At 70.2% G+C, this 16,074-nt stretch carries 8 protein-coding genes and 1 pseudogene; 3 read left to right on the forward strand and 6 right to left on the reverse strand.

Translation table 11 applies throughout. The features are described 5' to 3' along the window. Nucleotides 1-9: 9 nt before the first annotated feature. The 6 genes and pseudogenes from J2X41_RS20065 to J2X41_RS20090 form a co-directional block, all read right to left on the reverse strand. Complete coding sequence (locus tag J2X41_RS20065; RefSeq protein WP_310084899.1) at nt 10-3,129, reverse strand: sugar-binding domain-containing protein; 3,120 nt, start codon at nt 3,127-3,129, stop codon at nt 10-12. Between the two features lie 49 nt (nt 3,130-3,178). Beyond that, complete coding sequence (locus J2X41_RS20070; protein ID WP_310084901.1) at nt 3,179-4,138, reverse strand: pectinesterase family protein; 960 nt, start codon at nt 4,136-4,138, stop codon at nt 3,179-3,181. A gap of 2 nt (nt 4,139-4,140) precedes the next feature. Then, nucleotides 4,141-4,419 (reverse strand): glycoside hydrolase family 95-like protein, encoded by a 279-nt coding sequence (locus J2X41_RS25360; RefSeq protein ID WP_404979962.1) that lies wholly within the window; start codon nt 4,417-4,419, stop codon nt 4,141-4,143. Then, nucleotides 4,417-6,486, reverse strand: a pseudogene (locus J2X41_RS25365) (glycosyl hydrolase family 95 catalytic domain-containing protein); the annotation flags it as partial. The gene J2X41_RS25360 and the pseudogene J2X41_RS25365, both read right to left, overlap by 3 nt. 24 nt (nt 6,487-6,510) lie before the next feature. Further along, nucleotides 6,511-7,404: a rhamnogalacturonan acetylesterase gene (locus J2X41_RS20085; RefSeq protein WP_310084909.1), complete on the reverse strand. Its 894-nt coding sequence runs from the start codon at nt 7,402-7,404 to the stop codon at nt 6,511-6,513. 162 nt (nt 7,405-7,566) lie between these two features. After that, nucleotides 7,567-11,049 carry a TonB-dependent receptor domain-containing protein gene (locus tag J2X41_RS20090; protein ID WP_310084912.1) on the reverse strand — a complete coding sequence of 1,161 codons (3,483 nt, stop codon included), beginning with the start codon at nt 11,047-11,049 and terminating at the stop codon, nt 7,567-7,569. A 309-nt stretch (nt 11,050-11,358) separates the two neighbouring features. On the opposite strand from J2X41_RS20090, the gene J2X41_RS20095 reads away from it, so the two are divergent. Genes J2X41_RS20095 through J2X41_RS20105 form a run of 3 tightly spaced genes read left to right on the forward strand, consistent with a single transcriptional unit; the run spans nt 11,359 to nt 16,070 of the window. Further along, nucleotides 11,359-12,006: a sigma-70 family RNA polymerase sigma factor gene (locus J2X41_RS20095; protein ID WP_310084915.1), complete on the forward strand. Its 648-nt coding sequence runs from the start codon at nt 11,359-11,361 to the stop codon at nt 12,004-12,006. Beyond that, nucleotides 11,984-12,967 (forward strand): FecR domain-containing protein, encoded by a 984-nt coding sequence (locus J2X41_RS20100; RefSeq protein ID WP_310084917.1) that lies wholly within the window; start codon nt 11,984-11,986, stop codon nt 12,965-12,967. The genes J2X41_RS20095 and J2X41_RS20100 overlap by 23 nt, the downstream gene beginning before the upstream one ends. After that, on the forward strand, nt 12,957-16,070 hold the full coding sequence (locus tag J2X41_RS20105) for a TonB-dependent receptor (protein ID WP_310084920.1): 3,114 nt from the start codon (nt 12,957-12,959) through the stop codon (nt 16,068-16,070). The genes J2X41_RS20100 and J2X41_RS20105 overlap by 11 nt, the downstream gene beginning before the upstream one ends. Nucleotides 16,071-16,074 lie beyond the last annotated feature (4 nt).

Genomic DNA, 16,074 nt, shown 5'->3' on the forward strand with positions numbered 1-16,074 from the left:
CAGCCTCCCTCAAGATCCCCGCGCCAGCCAGTCGACGGCGTTGGCCAGCCAGCGTCGCTGCAGCGGACCGGCCATGTCCGGCAGCCGGTGGACCAACACCCGCATGCCGCCCCGGCGCGCGACGAAGCTGGCCGCGCCGTTCTTGCGGTCGTGGTCGCGGCTGTAGGCGGCGATAACCTCAAGTCCCCCACCATCGACGACCAGCCCATTGGACGGCTGCCCCTCGACCTGATGCAGCACGCTCAGGCCACGGTCGACCGGCAGGCCGGCGAAGGTGGAATGGGCGCGGACATAGTTCCAGTTGCCCATCCAGGGCGCGCGCAGGCCGCCGACCTGGCCGGCGTAGGTGAACAGGCCCAGGCCCGACAGCTGCCGGGCCACGCCCTCGGCCAGGCCGTCCTCCTGCACCATGGCCAGCAGCGGGACCCCCGCCTTGACCGCCGCCAGGACCTCGGGCGGCAGCTCGCCCAGCACGACGACGGACTTGTCGCCCTTCCTGGGCTGGGCCTCCAGGCCGGTCTGCTCGCCGACCTGCCGCCGGACGATCTCGTCGCTCTTCAGGCCCGAGGCGACGATCCCGTCGTAGCGACCGCCCGGCTTGAAATCCTCGATGACCACGCCCGGAACGGCCGCCAGTTGGTCGCGCAGGCTGCGAGCGATCCCCGAGAGGCCGAGACGCGCCGTCCCGGCTGGCGTCGGCGCCGGTCCCGTCACCCAGATCTCGCGATCCGAGACGATGTCGCCGAGGGCGACACGGATCCGGTTCAAGCCCTCGCGGCGCAGCGGCGGGGTGCGGACGGTCTCGGCCACCAGATAGCTGAAGCGGTCGGGCGACTGGGCCGGAACTGGCCAACGGCCGAGGGGCTCGACGCCGCCATCCGGCCCGCCCCGGCTGAGCACCAGCTCGCCCGTCACCGCCTTGCCGGTGTCGTTCAGCAGATAGAGGTCCAGCTCGGCGCTGTCGCCCGCTGCATAGGCGAGCGCCCGGGGCTTGGCGATGGCCAGCACCGGCCGCAGGCTCTGGCTCAGCAGGGCCGGATCGGCCTTGAAGCCGCGCAGGTTGTCGACGATCCCCGAATGGTTCTCGATCGCCGTGCTCTCCCAGCCGGAGATGGCGGCGACGTCGACGCTGTCGCCGATCCGGATGTTCTCCAGATACTCACGCCAAGCCTCGTAGGCCTTGCGGCCGATCGACAAGAACAGGTCCTCGCTGGTCGGAAAGGCCTTCTGGAAACCCCAGCGCTCCAGATAGCCGTTGGTCGCCGCGACCACCGCCCTGTGATCCTCCAGGTCGTAGCTCTTGCCGCCCTTGGCCAGGATCTCGACCAGCATGGCCGGATGATTGTCGGCGACCGCGCAGCCCTGCATCTCACCGAACTCGACGATGAACGGCTTGCCGGTCTGGCGATGGATGTAGTCGTCCTTGCCCTTGTAGAACCTGTCGTACCACTGGTCGCCGGCCCCCTGGTGGTTGACCCACCAGCCGCCCCACGCGTCCTTGTCCGAGCGCCAGTAGCGATCGTCATAGGGCAGGTACATGGCCTGGGCCGCGCCGCGCACCACGAAGCCGTCGTTGAGGATCACCGTGCGGCTGGGGTCGAGGTCGTGGATCGCCTTCAGCACCGCCTGGACGTCGGGATTGGCCAGGTTGGCGCCGATCTCGTTCTGCAGGGTGTACTGAACCAGCGAGGGGTGCGAGCGGAAGGCCCGGGCCATGGCCTTGCACTTCTCGACCATGAAGTCGCGGCTGAAGGTGTCGGCGGGCGACAGGGTCTCGCCGGGCTTGAGGTCCTTGCCGATCGCGTGGCGGCCGCCGCCGGGCTCCATCACCCGCAGCAGGCCCATCTCGTCCATGGCCGCGAACACCTCGGGCTTGCCGACATTGCGGTGGAAGTGGAGCGCGTTCAGACCGAGCGTCCTGGCCGCCGTCACCTCGCGCCGGGCCAGTTCCGGCGTCGGCCACAGGCCGTTGAAGCCCCAATAGCCCCAGGAGATCGCCGAATAGAGCCGTATCCGCCGGCCGTTCAGGCGCAGCATCGCGTCGGTCCCCAGCCCCTCGGGGGCGAACCAGCGGAAGCCGAAGCGGACTTCGCGCGTATCCACCGCGCCCCTGCCCTCGGTCCAGCAGAACCGCAGGCGATGCAGGTGGGGCGTGTCCAGGTCCCAGAGCCCGACGTCGGGCGCGTGGACGGCGAACCGGGCGCGCAGGCGATGGCCGTCCAACCGCTCCAGTCCTTCCAGCCGGATGTTGGCGGCGACCGGCCGGCCCGTGTCGTCGACCAGGCTCGCCGAGGCTTTCGCCTTGAGACGGTCGAGCCCGGCGTCGGTCACCCCCCGCTCCAGCGCGATCTCCATGAAGGCGGTCACCCGGCGCGGCTCGGGGGTGTTCAGCACCCAGGCGTCCTCGATGCGGGCCGCCAGTGGATGGACGCTCAGGGTCAGCCCACGGTCCAGCCCGCCGAAACCGTGCGAGGCGAACAGCTTGGCCTTGCCCCACATCATGGTGGTGCTGTCGCGCCAGTCGAACCGGCCGCCGGGATTGGTGATGCGGATCGCCAGGCGGTTGGCCTGGCCCGGCCGCATGGCGGCGGTCAGGTCGCAGACGATCGGCAGCTCCGACAGGATCGAATAGCCGACCAACTGCTCGTTCAGGAACACCTCGGCCCGCAGGCGCGCGCCGCGGATGTTCAGCATCACCCGCTTGCCGTTGGCGGACGCGGGGATGTCGATGGTCCTGGACCACCACGACACGCCCTTGTAGGCGCCGTAGCGCGGCACGTCGTCGTCCTCGGCGTAGCGGTACTCGTCGGCGCCGTACGGCCGCGTCCCGAACTTTCCCCAGAAGTGCTGCTCGACCGTGGTCGGCAAGGTCACCGTCACGGCGTCGGACGAGTCCAGGGCGTTCCAGCCGCCGGTCGGCGGATTGACCGGCAGCGTCGCCAGGTCGAACTGGCCCGGCAGGTGGATGGCGTCGTCCTTCCAGGGCGCGGCCTGGTCGATCCACAGGTTCCAGCCGTCGTCGGGAACGGCCAACGGATCGGCCTCGGCGGCGGTGGCCAGGGCCGGCGCGAGGCTGGCGGCCACGCCCAGGCCGCCGGCGGCCAGGAAGCTTCGTCGGTCCAGGGGCATCGTCCGGCTCATCGGGCTTGACCTTCGATCAGGCCGGGAAACGGATCGCTCATGGCCGCCACCCGTCGGCGCCGGTCAGGAAGGCGTCGCGGCGCCAGGCCTTGGCCTGGTCGGCGGTCAGCTGGCGGCTGCGAGGCTCGCGGGTCGTGGGGCTGGCCCCCTGCCCCGTCGAGGCGAACTCGGCATAGGTGGCCGTGCCCAGGGTGTCGGTCTTGCCGGGCGTCCATTCGCGCCAACCTTCCGGATGCAGGGCCGCGTCGATGCGGGTGCGCAGGAAGATGACTGTGGCGTAGGGCCGCCAGGCGCGGCCGAACCACAGCTCGCCCACCTTCAAGTCGGCGGTGATCCGACAGCGATCGAAGACATAGGCGCTGTCCTGGTCGGGCCTGGACTTGCTCTGGGCCGTGATCATCACCGTCTCGTGGGCGATCCCGTGGATGTGGCAGCGGTCGAAGAAGGCCTTGGCGTCGCCGAAGATGAAGTCGACATGGCCCTCTATGTAGCAGTCGCGGAAATACTGCCGACTGGGGGCGGCCTTCTTGCTGGCGGCGTAGAGGGTGTCCTGGGCGCCCAGCAGGCGCACCTTTTCCAGCACCGCCCGGTCGGAGGTGATCGCCAGGGCCACGGCCTGGGACGGGCGGGCGTCCTTCAGGTGATAGTCGTTCTGGATGGTCAGGTTGCGCGCCCGGAAGCCGTCGCCCGACACGTTGACCGAGGCAGACTTGAACGTGCCGCCGGCGGTGATCGCCCCGTCGCTCCAGACCAGCACCACGTCCTGCGGCCGCTTGCCCTTGCCGACCAGCCGGACGTTGGGCTTGGCGATCTCGAGCTTCTCGCGATACTCGCCGGGCGCCAGCTCCAGGGTCCCGCCGTCGGCCGGCAGGGCGTTCACGGCGGCCTGGACGCTGGCATAGGCGCCGCCCTCGCCCACCCGCAGGGTCGTGGCCCGCGCGTCCAGGCCGACCATCAGGGCGGCGAGCCCGCAGACGATGGCGATCAGTCGGCTCACGCTCAGGCTCTCCGCAGAACGCCGTCGCGTGCCGTCAGGCGAACGCGCTGGCCCTTCTTGACGTCGAGATCGATCGCCGAGGCGCCGTAGCGGACATGGTGGCGGCCATCGGCGGCGGCGGTCAGCACCGCCGACTCCAGCTTGCCCCGCGTCCAGCTCACGTCGACGCCGACCGCGCCGCGGGCTCGCAGGCCCGTGACATGGCCGCTCGGCCAGGCCGACGGCAGGGCCGGCAGCAGGTAGATCTGGTCGTTGCGGCTTTGCAGGATCATCTCGGTCATGCCCGAGGTTCCGCCGAAATTGCCGTCGATCTGGAACGGCGGGTGGGCATCGAACATGTTGGGGTAGGTCCGCTCAGGCCCCAGCAGCAGCGACAGGATCCTGTGGGCTCTGTCGCCGTCGCCCAGGCGCGACCACAGGTTCAGCCGCCAGGCGATGGCCCAGCCCGTCGAGATGTCGCCCCGGGTGTTCAGCGACACCTTGGCCGCGTCGGCCAGCTTCGGCGTGGTGTCGACGGCGATCTGGTCGCTGGGGAAGACACCGTACAGATGCGAGACGTGGCGGTGATGGATGTCGGTCGCGTCGGCGTCCCAGTCCTCCTGCCACTCCTGCAGCTGGCCGTCCTTGCCGATCTTGTAAGGCGCCAGCTTCTCCCGCGCGGCCGTCAGCTCGACGACGAAGTCGGTGTCGGTCTTCAGGATCGCGGCGGCCTTGATGCAGGCGGTGAACAGGTCGCGGATGATCGCCTGGTCCATGGTCGGGCCGGCGACCAGGGACGAGCCGTGGCCATGGCTGTTCTCCGGCGAGATCGACGGATTGGTCACCAGCTTGCCCGACCTGGGATCTACCACCAGGGCGTCGAGGAAGAACAGGGCCGCGCCGCGCATCAGCGGATAGACCTTGGCCAAGTAGGCACGGTCGCGGCCGTAGTCGTAGTGGTCCCACAGGTGCTTGCAGAGCCAGGCCCCGCCCGTCGGCCAGACCCCGAACTTGGCGCCGTCGATCGGGCCGCTGGCCCGTCACAGGTCGGCGTTGTGGTGGGTCACCCAGCCGCGAGCGCCATACATCACCCTGGCCGTCCGGGCGCCGGTCACCGACAGGTCGCGGACCATCGCGATCAGCGGCTCCACGCACTCGGCCAGGCCCGTCGGCTCGGCCGGCCAGTAGTTCATCTCGGTGTTGATGTTGATCGTGTATTTGCCGCCCCAGGGCGGCGAGGTCTTGTCGTTCCAGATCCCCTGCAGGTTGGCGGCCTGGCCGCCGGGACGCGAGCAGGCGATCAGCAGGTAGCGGCCGTACTGGTAGTACAGCGCCGCCAGGGCCGGGTCGTCGGTGGTCTGCGAGGCCCTGATCCGCTCGTCGGTCGGCTTCAGCGCCGCCGTGGTGGTCCCGAAATCGACGTCGACGCGCCGGAACAGGGCCCGGTGGTCGGCTTGGTGGGTCGCCAGCAGCGCCGACCAGGGCTTGGATGCGGCCTTGGCCAGCACCGCGCGATTGATGGCGACCGGATCGCCGCCGACGTCGTCGAAGCGGCGATAGCTGGTGGCGGCGGCGATCAGCAGCAGCACCTCGTCGGCGCCGGCGACCGACAGCCCCCCGTCCCTGGCGCTCAGGGTCCCGCCCTTGTTGAGCACCTGGACGCGGCACTCGAACTGCAGCTGGGCGGCGATTCCCTGCTGGGTGTCGTTGGATCCGGCCAGCACCAGGGTGTCGCCGCCTTCGACGCTGGACACCGGCCTGGACTTCAGCGGGCTCTCGAAGCTCAGGTCGACCGAGATCGCCCTGCCCTTGTCAGCGCTCAGCCGTACGGCGATCACCCGGTCCGGATAGCTGCCGATGACCTGCCGCGTGTAGCGGGCTCCACCGACCTTGAAGCGCGTGGTGGCGATGGCGCCGTCCAGGTCGAGGTCGCGGACGTAATCGGTCGACTGGCCGTCCAGACCCGGAAAGGTCAGCTTCAGGTCGCCGATCGTCTGGTACGACATCTGCCGCTTGGGCGTGGCCATGAAGCGGGCGTCGGCCACCTCGGTGGCCTTGGCGTAGTCGCCCGCGTCGATCAGCGCCCGGATCTCCGGCAGGGCCTTCAGCGCCTCGGGATTGGCCGGGTCGTAGGGCCCGCCCGCCCAAAGGGTGTCCTCGTTCAGCTGCAGCCGCTCGGCCGCCACGCCGCCGAACACCATCGCCCCCATCCGCCCCGAACCGACCGGCAGAGCCTCGACCCATTCCTTGGCCGGCTGGCGATACCAGAGGCGCAGGGGCGAGGCCGGGGCGGCCTTCGTCTTGGACGCCAGGCCACCGGTCGCGGCGCCGGCCGCCAGGGCCAGGGTGGTTCTACGGGTCAGCCGCATGGCGGGGTCCTTCGTCACGCGAAACTAGGGGATCAGGAACCGGCGCACGGCCGGCACGACCTTGGCCAGGTCGGCGGCGACCAGGGCCGCGAAATAGTCGGCGCCTGCCTCGCCCAGGTGGGTGTAGTCGAACGACAGCTTGGCCTGGCCCATGGGCTCGACGGCGGCGTTGTTCTGGGCGGTCGGCGGAGCGGTCCCGGTCGGTGCGCCGGCCACGCCGGGCGCGGGCGTGCTGGCCGCGATCGTCGTGCCCGTCCTGGCCGCTTCCAGCACATGGGCGGGCGGCGGGCTCTGGGCGAAGCGCGTGGCCTCCGCCGCCCCCATGGCCTGGACCGCCGCGGAGCTGTCGGCGTGCAGGTCGACCAGCGGGGTCGCCGTCTCGGCCGCGACCTTGCGCGTCGCCTCGGCCCACGGACCCAGGTCGTCGACCAGCTTGCCGTCCTTGAACTGCCGCCGGGTCAGCGGGGTCACCAGCACCGGCTTGGCCCCGGCGGCGCGGATCTCGGCGACATAGGCCTTCAGGTTGGCCGGGAACTCGGTGGCCAGGTCCGTGGACCGGCCCGGCTTGCCCGGCTGATCGTTGTGGCCGAACTGGACCAGGACATAGGTGTCGTTGAACCCGCCCGACTTGATCTCGTTCAGCGCCAGGGCCCACGACCCTTCCGTCCGGTAGTTGCCGCTGCTGCGGCCGCCGCGCGCCAGGTTGATGCAGGCGGCGAACGAGGTCACGTGCTTGGCGCAGAAGCTGGGCCCCCAGCCGCCCTGCACGGCCGTGGTCGAGTCGCCGACCAGCACGATCTTGATGGCGTTGAAATGCGGCGGCGGGTCGGGAACCGGTGTTTGCGCCCGCGCGCCGCCGGCGGCGGTCAGCGACCCGGCCGCCAGCCAGGTCGCGAGGAGAAGGGCCTTGAAACGCATCCGTCGTCTCCGGACTGCCGACTGAACAAAGGAGGCGGACGGCCGGGGAAGGCCGGCCATCCGCCGAAGTGGCCGCGGGAGGCGGCTTGGCGACCGCGGACGCCTGTTCTTCGCGCGAACGGGCGACCCGCGGGTCGGCTGGCGATCGCCAACCGAAAGGGGTCAGTACTTGTAACGGACGCCGATCCGGTAGTTCGGACCCGTGCCGCCGTAGGACTGGACGACCGGGTCCGCGTAGCTGAAGCGTTCGGCCATCTCGTTGGTGATGTTCAGCGCCTCGAAGGTGATGCTGACCTGTTTGAGCGGCTGGTAGCGCATCGAGAAATCGACGTTGGTGGTCGCCTTGGCGCCGCTGAACTCGTTGATCAGCGGACTGTCGCAGGCCGAGCCATTGGCCTGCAGGCCCGGATCGCAGTTGCCGGCCGTGATCGGATAGGTGGTGTAGTACCGGCTGCGATGGGCCACCGAGACCCGGGCGTTGAACTTGTCGGTCTCGTAGTAGAGCGTGAAGTTCACGCCCTTCGGCGACGCGCCCAGCCAAGGCCCCTTGCCATGGACCGGCGCCTTGGTCACCGCGCCGGTGGCGGCGTTCACCGAGCCCGGATCGAGGATGTAGGTCAGCTCGGTGTCCAGCTTGGTCATGTTGAACTGGACGCCCAGGTTCTTGAAGTACCAGGGCAGGAAGGTCAGGTCCTGCTGGTAGTTGAACTCCCAGCCCTGCAGGATCCCGCCGGGCGCGTCGCGGACCTGGCGGGCGAGCACCGGGTTGTTGGCGTCGATATAGGCGCGGCGGAACACGTCGCCGCCGGTCGCGCCCGGGAACTGCGCCTTCAGCTGTTCGATCGCCGCCGGGTCGAGGAAGTCCGACAGCGGCGCCTCGTAGAAGATCGTCTGCGGGTACGAGGCGATGTCCTTGCGGAAATAGGCCAGGCTGAGCAGGCCGCCGGGCGTGAAGTACCATTCTGCGGCGATGTCGTAGGCCTCGCCGCGGAACGGCGAGAGCTTGGGATTGCCCACGGTCAGCGTCGCCCCGGTGCTCGAGCCGTCGCTGGGGATGCTGATGCCGGTCACCGCCGGCGACAGGTTGCCCAGCAGCGGCCGGGCCATGACCTTGGCCGCCGCGGCCCGGACGTAGAAGTTATGGAAGGCCTCGAACGTCACGTTGCCGGCCGGCAGGGTGTCGTCATAGCTGTTCTTGCCATAGATCGCCCGGCCGGCGGTGGTTTCGCCCTGGGAGTCGACGGCCGTGTGGGCCTGGCGGATCCCGACGTTGCCCGATAGCCGGCGACCGTCCAGGACGTCGTAGCTGAAGTTGAACTGGGCGTAGTAGGCCAGGTTCTCCTCGGTCACGCCGAACGAGGCCGAGCGGTTGCGCTTCCGGGTGATGCGGAAGTCACCGTACTTGTTGATGCAGTTGCAGGTGAAGCCGAAGACGTTGTCGAAGGCTTCCAGGCTGGGCGCGAAGAAGCTGGTGGTCGTGCCCTCGGGAACCTCCAGGCCCTGGCCGAAATCGATGACCTGGCCCAGCGACGCGATACTGACGCCGGCCTCGCGCTCGGTCGGGTTCAGGAGGTCGCTATTCCTTTCGAACTGGTTGGTGGTGAACTTGAACCTGCGCCCCGTGCCGCCGAACTTGATCGTCCAGTGGTCGTCCACCTCGTAGGTGAAGTCGGCCTTCAGGCCCTTGTAGGTGTTGACCGTCTCGCGCTCGTAGTTGCGCATGGCTGAGAAGCCCTTGACGATCCCCCACTTGTTGGGATCCGCGGCGTTGAAGCCGGCGTCGAACCTGGGCATGCCGGCCGCGCCGCGCTCGTCGAAGATGAACGGCTCGGGCGCGTCCATGTAGTTGAACTCGACCAGGGTGCCCGTGTTCTTGTTGGTGGACTCCGACAGGCCGGCGCTGAACTGGCCGCTGAAGCGGTCGCTGAACTCGTGGGTCAGGTCCGCCGACACCTGACGGAAGTCGGTCGTGTAGGCGCCGCGGTCGGCGGCCGAGCGCCAGTCGACATTGCCCAGCTTCAGATATTCGGCGTTCTGGCCCACCACCTCGGCGTCGAGCAGCTTGACCGACGGGCGGCCGATCAGGTCGCCGCGGAACGGCAGGCTCGAGCCCGGGCCGGCGTAACCGGGCGAGGCGGGATTGGTATAGTACTCGTAAGGGTCCAGGTTGTTTGGATTATAGCTGAACGTGTAGCCGCTGACCGGCGCGGTTCCGTTGAGCGACTGGCCGCAATCCTGGCCGGGGTTCAGGTCGGTTTCCTCGGCGAAGGTGCAGCTGCCGGGATAAAGCCCGCGGCGCTGGGCCTCCGTCAGGGTCGAGCCGTTGCGGGCGGTCGCCGTGGGCACGTTGCCGCCATAGGCATAGCTGGCGTTGGTGTTGTTGCGGTTCAGGCCGACCGGCGACAGGCCGTAGTTCGTGGTCACGCTCTTAAAGCGCGAATAGAGCGCGTCGACCGTCAGGCGGGTGCGGTCGCTGATCTGCAACTGGAAGGCGCCGGTCAGGCCCAGGCGTTCGGTGTCGACGTCCTTCTGGTTCAGCGTCGGCAGGGCCGGGAAGCGGATCAGCGAGTCGTTGCAGCCCGCCGTGGTGGGGGTCAGCGACGCCACGGGCTGGGTCGCCGCCGCCGCGCAATTCGGATAGAGCTTGGCGTAGGCGGCCGGGTCTGAACCCGTCATCTCGGCATAGGCGGCCGGATTGGCCATTGGGTTGTAGTAGTTGGCCGGGTTGGCCTTGTAGGTGTCGAGCGCGGCCCCGGTCAGGGTGGTGGGGATCAGGGCGCGGAACACCGTGCCGGTGGGCGCGGCGAAGCCAGCGCGACCGGGCAGTTCGTCGCCGGTCCAGGTCGAGCCGCGATAGGTATAGTCGGACGAGCCGGCGCCCCGTCCGTAGTTGTCGTCGACCGACTTGCGCTTGGCGTAGGCGCCCGACAGCAGCAGGCCCACCTTGCCGTCGAACCAGCGGTCCGAAGCCAGCACCGTGAAGCGCGGGCTGTGGGTCTTGCCGTTCTCGTAATAGGAATCCTCGGCCGAGGCCGCGAAGGCGGTCTTCTTGTAGTCGAACGGCTTGCCGGTGATCAGGTCCACCGTGGCGCCCAGCGAGCCTTCGTCGGCTTCGGCCGACGACGACTTGCGCACCCGCACCGAGCTGAACAGCTCCGAGGCGAAGGCGTTGAAGTCGAAGGCCCGCGAGCGGTTGGGGCTGGCGCCGGCGTCGTTGTTGGCGCCCGTGGACAGCGCCTCCATGTTGTTGATCCGCACGCGGCTGAAGTCGCCGCTCAGGCCGCGGACGCTGATCGTGCGGCCTTCGCCGTTGTCGCGGTCGATCGAGATGCCCGGCAGGCGCTGCAGGGATTCGGCGAGGTTCGAATCCGGGAAGTCGGCGATGTCCTCGGCGTTGATGGCGTCGAGCATGACGTCCGAGGTCTTCTTGGTCTCCATGGCGCTGCGCAGCGAGGCGCGATAGCCGGTGACGACCACCTCCTCGACGACGCTGGCGTCCGAATTGGCCGCCGCCTGGGTCGTCTGGGCCTGGGCGGCCGCGGCCGCCAATCCGATCGAGAAGCCGGCCGTCAGCGCCGCCGTCAGCGCTCGGCGGGACGAATGGCGAAGCAGGGCGCGGGTGTGCGGATGCGTGGACGTGGTCATGGACTTTTCCTCCCCAGTCGGTCCCGGGCGGTTCGGACCGCCTTTCTCTTTCCGGCCTCTTTGTCACCGGTGTCATAAGCATAGACATGGCAATAACCGCGAGAAAAGAGGAAAAGTTAGCGGTATCACCCGGAAAATCATGAATATTATTCCCCTCAAAAGGCCGGCGCGAAACGACGATTTCCGCGCGTTGATCCGCACAAGAAAAGTTCGCCCGCCCCCATTTTTTTCGCTTTCGGTTGATCGCCGGCCCGTTCCCTCCCATCGTCGCCGCCTCAAGAAAAAGACCGACGTGACTGGGGAGCACCGGTGTTCGAGGCGAAGACGCCCAAGCTTCGAATCGTCAGGCCGAGCCATGTCGCGCCGAAGGTCGCCGGGCCAAGGGACGGTGAAGGCGGCCGGTGGCGTGATCGCCCGTCCTATTCGGCGACCTACGCCCGCGAATGGCGCGACGTGTGCGCGTTCCTGCGCGCGCGGTTCGGTCCCGGACCGCCCGACCCCGAGGATGTCGCCCAGCAGGCCTTCTTCAAGCTGGGCGAATTGCAAGGCGCCGAGCGGATCGAAAGCCCCCGGGCCTTCGTGTTCCGCGTGGCGATCAACCTGATGCTGGACGAGCGCCGCAGCCAAGCCCGCGCCAGCCGCACCCTGGACGCTTCGGCGCCGCTGCTGGCGATCGACAGCGACGAGGCGCCCGACCTGGAGCGCAGCCTGATCGCCAAGCAGCAGATGGGTCTGCTGGAGAAGGTGGTGCAGGGCCTGCCCGACCGGCATCGCCAGTACCTGCTGGCCAACCGGCTGGAGGGCCAGAGCTTCGTGGCGATCGCCGAGCGCTTCGGCGTTTCGCAGTCGCTCGTCCGCAAGACCGTCGAGGAGGCGCTGGCCGTCTGCCAGCGCGCCCTGATCCATGGAACCGCCGATTACCGAGGACTGTCGCGTGAACGAAGCCGTCGATCCTGACTCGCCGATCGGCCAGACCGCCCGCGCCTGGGCCTTGGCGGTCGTCGGCGAGGACTTCCCGCCCGAGCGCTCGCGGCAGTTCGGCGCCTGGCTGGACGCCGACCCGGCGCATCGCCGCGCCTATGAGCAGGCCGAGACCGTCGTCATGATGCTGGGCGGCCTGCGGGCGCCGGCGGCCGTCGCTCCTGCCCGACCTCCGACAGCGCGGTGGCGCGTCCCGGTCATGGCGGCGGCCGGCGGCCTGCTGGCGGCCTGCCTGGCTCTCGCGGTCCTCGCCCTCCCCGGCCCGACCTACGAGACGCAACCGGGCCAGAGCCGCCAAGTCGCGCTGAGCGACGGCAGCCAGGTCACCCTCGCCCCGGCCTCGCGGCTGCGCGCGGCCTCGCGCTGGCGGCCGCGCGCCCTGGCGCTGGAGCGCGGCGAGGCCTTCTTCGTCGTCGCCCACCAGCCGAGCGGCCAGCCGTTCACGGTCCAGGCCGCGGACGCCCTGGTCCGCGTGATCGGCACCCGCTTCGACGTCCATCGCGGCGTCGACCGCGCCGTGCGGGTCGAGGTCGAGCAGGGCGTGGTCCAGGTCTTCAACCGTCCGGACGGCCAGGAGCGCGCGGTCACCCTGCGCGCCGGCCAGACGGCGCTTGCTGACGCGCAGGGCCTGGCGGTGGGCGTGCTGGCCCCGTCGAGCCTGGCGGGCGGCTGGCGCCAGGGTCGCCTGGCCTATGACGACGCCCCCCTGTCCGAAGTGGTCGCCGACCTCAACCGCTACAGCCGGCGTCCGCTGACGATCGGATCTCCCGCCGCGGCCCGGCTGAAGGTGACCGCCGCCTTCGATATCGCCCAGGCCGACCGCTTCGTCGCCGAACTGCCCCGCGTGCTGCCCGTTCGCCTGGTCCCGGACGGTCGGGGCGGCCGGGTCCTGGTCGCCGCCGATCCGGGACGGGCGTCGGAGCCTCATGCCCCGTGATGTCCGCGCCGGCGGGCGTGGCCTGCGGCTGACCTGCCTTGGGGCGATGCTGGCCGGGGGCCTCGCGCCGACGGCGGCGCTGGCCGCCGAGGCGCGGCCCGTGGACATTCCCGCCCAGCCGTTGTCGACCGCCCTGCTGGCCCTGTCGCGCCAGACCGGGACGATCATCATCGCGCCGGCGGGCCTGGTCCGGGACCGCTCGGCGCCAGCCGTGCGCGGCCGTTTGGAACCGGCCGAGGCGGTGCGACGCCTCCTGGGCGGCTCGGGCCTGGGCCTGTCGGTCAGCGCCGACGGGGTGATCAGCATCCGGGCCGCCGCGCCGCTTCCCGCCATCGCCCCTTCCCGCCCCCGGCTGCTGCCGCCGGAGGACAGCGAACCCGCCGCCCTGAGCACCGTACAGGTCGTGGCCCGCGACGCCGGCGCCGAGGCCCTGCGGATGAAGCGCCTGTCGGCCGAGAGCAGCGACATCCTGCTGGGCGACGGCCTTCGCAGCCTGGCCGAGCCGGGCCTGGGCGGCGCCATGCAGCTGCTGCCCGGCGTGGCCGTCACCAACGACGGCGGCGAGGGCCGGCAGGTCAGCGTGCGCGGGGTGGGCAGCGAGTTCACCCGCGTGCGCATCAACGGCATGGAGACCCTGGCGACGTTCGGCGGGGCCAACGCGGGCGGCGGCACCAATCGCGGACGGGCCTTCGACTTCAACGTCTTCGCCGCCGACCTGTTCGACCAGATCCGCGTGCGCAAGACGCCGTCGGCCGACGTCGACGAGGGCTCGCTGGGGGCGACCGTCGACCTGCAGACCCGCTCGCCCCTCGACGGGCCAAGCTCCCGGATCCAGCTGACGGTCGAGGGCGCGTACAATTTCGGAGCCGACAAGGCGGTCCCGCGCCTGTCGGCCATCGTCTCGCGCCGCAGCCGGGACGACCGGTTCGGCGTCCTGGTCTCGGCGGCCTACGCCAAGCGGACCGTCGAGGACGTCGGCGCCAACGCCGGGCAATGGCAGGCCGGCGACACGGCCTATCCGGGCTTTGGCGAAGCCGCGCCGGGCGCGCCGGACCTGGCCTTGCTGAACGCCGCCCTGCATCCGCGTATTCCCCGCCTCGAGGCCTTCCGGATCGAGCAGGAACGCCTGGGCCTGACCGGCAGCTTCCAATGGCGGCCGTCCGACCGCACCCAGGTCGCGGTCGATGTCCTCTATTCCGAGCTGTCGTCGGAGCGTCGCGAGGACCTGCTGGAGACCTTCACGCTGCGCACGGCGGGCGCCTGCCGCGCGCCGCTAAATCCCGACTGCGGCATCGCCGCCGTCCGGGTGCGGGAGGCCACGGTCATCACCCCGCGACCGGGCTTGCCGGTGCTGATCGCCGGGACGTTCGACAACATCGACGTTCGCGCCGAGTCGCGGCTGGACCGGCTCAAAACCTTGTTCCGCCAAACCACCCTGTCGGTCAGCCATCGCCTCTCGGATCGGCTGACTCTGAACGCCCTCGCGGGCTACAGCCGCTCGGATTTCAGCAACCCGCTGCAGGCCACGGTCCAGCTCGACCAGTATGACGTCCAGGGCTTCGCCTACGATTTTCGCGACCGCCGCCGACCGCTGATCGCCTTCGGCTCGGCCGACCTGACGACGCCGGCGAACTGGACCCTGGCCGAGCTGCGGTCCGACCCCAACTGGGTCGACAACAGCTTCAAGACCCTCGGCGCCGACCTGGAATGGACGCTCCGCGAAAGCCTGACGCTGCGGGGCGGGCTGCAGCACAAGACCTACCGCACCGAGGCGACGGCCACGGGGCGATCGAACGGCACGATCGCCAACCTCAACGCCGACATCCCACCGGAACTCGCGGCAATCCCGCCGTCAGCCTACCTGCGGCAAGCCTGGTCTGACCGCTTCGCCACCGCCGCCGGCACGCCGGACGCCTGGCTGGCTCCGGACGTCGCCAAGGCCTTCGCGCTCTTCCAGGCCGCCTGCGCTTCCAGCGCCTGCGGTGCGCTGGCGCTGGGCCCCGAACCGCTCATGGGCCTGAACTATGGGGTCGAGGAGCACGACAGCTCCGCCTACCTGCAGGCCGGCTTCACGCTACCCTGGGCCTGGTCGCCGCGCGGCGACCTGGGCCTGCGCTACGCCCACACCCGCCAGACATCCCGCGGCTACACCATCGACGCCGACGCGGCCGGCTTCGTGGCCCCGGTCGCCGCGACGCGGGCCTATGACGACCTGCTGCCGTCGTTCAACCTGGCCCTCGAGCCGCGCGAGAACTTGTTGTTGCGGTTCGCCGCCGCCCGGGTGATGGCGCGGCCGGACCTGCGCAGCCTGCGCCCGGGGCTCAATGTCGCGACGGGCGGCCTGCGGTCGGTCTCGGCCGGCGCCCCGTCCCTGCGCCCCGTGCGGGCCGACACCCTCGACGCCGCCGCCGAGTGGTACTTCGCGCCCCGCGCAGTCCTGTCGGCGGCCTTCTTCCATAAGACCATCCGCTCCAACGTCCTGACCTCGGCCACCGCCCCGACAGTGTTCGCCGACAACCCGTTCGGCCTGCCCGACAGCCTGGCGGTGATCGCCTGCGGACGGCTGCCCGGTTGCGCGCCGGAACTGCCGATCTGGCAGTTCGTGACCCGGACCGACCGCGGCGGCGGCCATCTGGACGGGGTGGAACTGGCGCTTCAGGCCCCGCTCGACCTGGCCGCCCCACTCCTGCGCGGCTGGAGCGTCCGCGCCGGCCTAACCTATACCCGCGCGCGCATGCGGTTCTGGGGCCTCGACGGCGCGCCGTTCAACGCCCACGACAGCCTGGGCTCGCCGCGCCTGGTGGGGACGGTCACCACCGCCTACCGCCGCAAGGGTCTGGACCTGCGCGCCACCCTGTCCCACCGCGGCCGCTACCTGACCGCCATTCCCGCCCCGACCGGGGCCGATGTCGACGGGGTCAACGCCTATACCAGCCTGGATCTGTCCGCCCGTTACCGCATCGCGCCGGGCTGGTGGCTGACGGCGGCCGGCGGCAACCTGCTGAACGCGGCCCAGCGGCAGTTCTCCGACACCAGCGGCCTGGCCAACTACCAGCACCACACCGGCCGCGAGGTCCGCCTGGGGGTGGAGATGCGCTACTAGCTCG

It is taken from the genome of Caulobacter sp. BE254 (assembly GCF_031457295.1).
Lineage (GTDB): Bacteria > Pseudomonadota > Alphaproteobacteria > Caulobacterales > Caulobacteraceae > Caulobacter.